Source organism: Deinococcus pimensis DSM 21231 (assembly GCF_000519345.1).
Lineage (GTDB): Bacteria > Deinococcota > Deinococci > Deinococcales > Deinococcaceae > Deinococcus_A > Deinococcus_A pimensis.
The window spans coordinates 52,284-53,706 of record NZ_KI912679.1 but is presented as its reverse complement, the minus strand read 5'-3'; the positions used below and the strand labels follow the sequence as shown (position 1 = coordinate 53,706).

At 72.8% G+C, this 1,423-nt stretch carries 1 protein-coding gene; it reads right to left on the bottom strand.

The features are described from left to right. Positions 1-1,282: menaquinone biosynthesis decarboxylase (locus DEIPI_RS0126725; protein WP_027483806.1), on the bottom strand; the 1,282-nt coding region annotated here is incomplete at its 3' end. Between the last annotated feature and the right edge of the window lie 141 nt (positions 1,283-1,423).

The following is a 1,423-nucleotide window of genomic DNA, read 5'->3' as shown; positions in this document are numbered from 1 at the left end:
CCGGCCCGCGCGTCAGCAGCGTGTCGCGGCCCGGCGCCGCGCGGCGCGCCACCTCCGCCCAGACGGCCTCCAGATCACGCAGGGGCACGCCGTCGTCCACCACCACGATGACCTTCGCGAACATCATCTGCCCCAGGCCAAGCAGTCCGTTGCCGACCTTGTACGCGTGCCCCGGGAAGCCCTTGCGAATGGAGACGAACACGAGGTTGTGCGCCACGCCCGCCGGAGGCATGTGGTAGTCCGTGATCTCCGGCAGGATGAGCTGCGCGGCGGGCAGGAAGAGCCGCTCGGACGCCTCGATGAGGAAGGCGTCCTCCACGGGGGGGCGGCCCACGATCGTCGCGGGGTACACGGGGCGGCGCCGCATCGTCACGGCCGTCACGTGGAAGCGCGGGTAGAGGTCCTCCAGGGTGTAGAAGCCCGTGTGGTCCCCGAAGGGCCCCTCGGGCTTCCAGTCCTCCTCGGGGTCCACGTAGCCCTCCAGGACGAACTCCGCGTTGGCGGGCACGTCGAGGTCCACCGTCACGCCGCGCGTCACCGGGTAGCGCCGACCGCGCAGGTACCCCGCGAGGGCGAACTCGTCGAGGCCCGGCACGGGCGGCAGGGGCGCCGTCGCCGCGTAGATCAGCGCGGGATCCCCGCCGAGCGCCACCGCCACCTCCAGCCGCTTCCCGAGCCGCCGCGCGCTCTCCAGGTGCCGCGCGCCCGTCTTGTGCCGCTGCCAGTGCATGCCCGTCTCACGCGGGCCCATCACCTGCATGCGGTACATGCCCATGTTCTTCTCGCCCGTCTCCGGGTCCTTCGTGATGACCAGCGGCAGCGTCACGAAGGGTCCGCCGTCGAGCGGCCAGCAGTGCAGCACGGGCAGCTTCGAGAGGTCCACCTCGTCGCCGCGCCACACGACCTCCTGCACGGGCGCGCGGCGCACGCGGCGCGGCGGGAGGCTCGCGACGTCGCGCAGCTTCGGCACGTTCGACAGCAGGCCCCCCAGCCCGCCGCCCATCTTGAGGTCCGTCAGGGCGCGCACGCGCCGCGCGAGGTCGTCGAGGTCGGAGACGCCGAGCGCGAGGCTCATGCGCTCGCGCGTGCCGAGCAGTCCGATCGCGAGGGGGAAGTCGCTGCCGCGCACGTTCTCGAACAGCAGCGCGGGCCCGCCGCGCTTCACCATGCGGTCCGCGATCTCCGTGATCTCGAGGTGACGGTCGACGGGCGCGGTGACGCGCACGAGCTCACCGCGCGCCTCCAGCAGCGAGACGAAGGTCTGAAGGTCGGGAAAGGCCATGTCCACAGTGTGCCCCGCCCGCGCGGGCGTGATGTCCTCGCCGCGCCCGCATGCCCGCGCGGGGCACAATGTCGTCGTGACCCTCCAGGCCCTGCTCGCGCCGACCCGCTGGTTCGCGGGCCTCAGTCCCGCCTCGAAGGT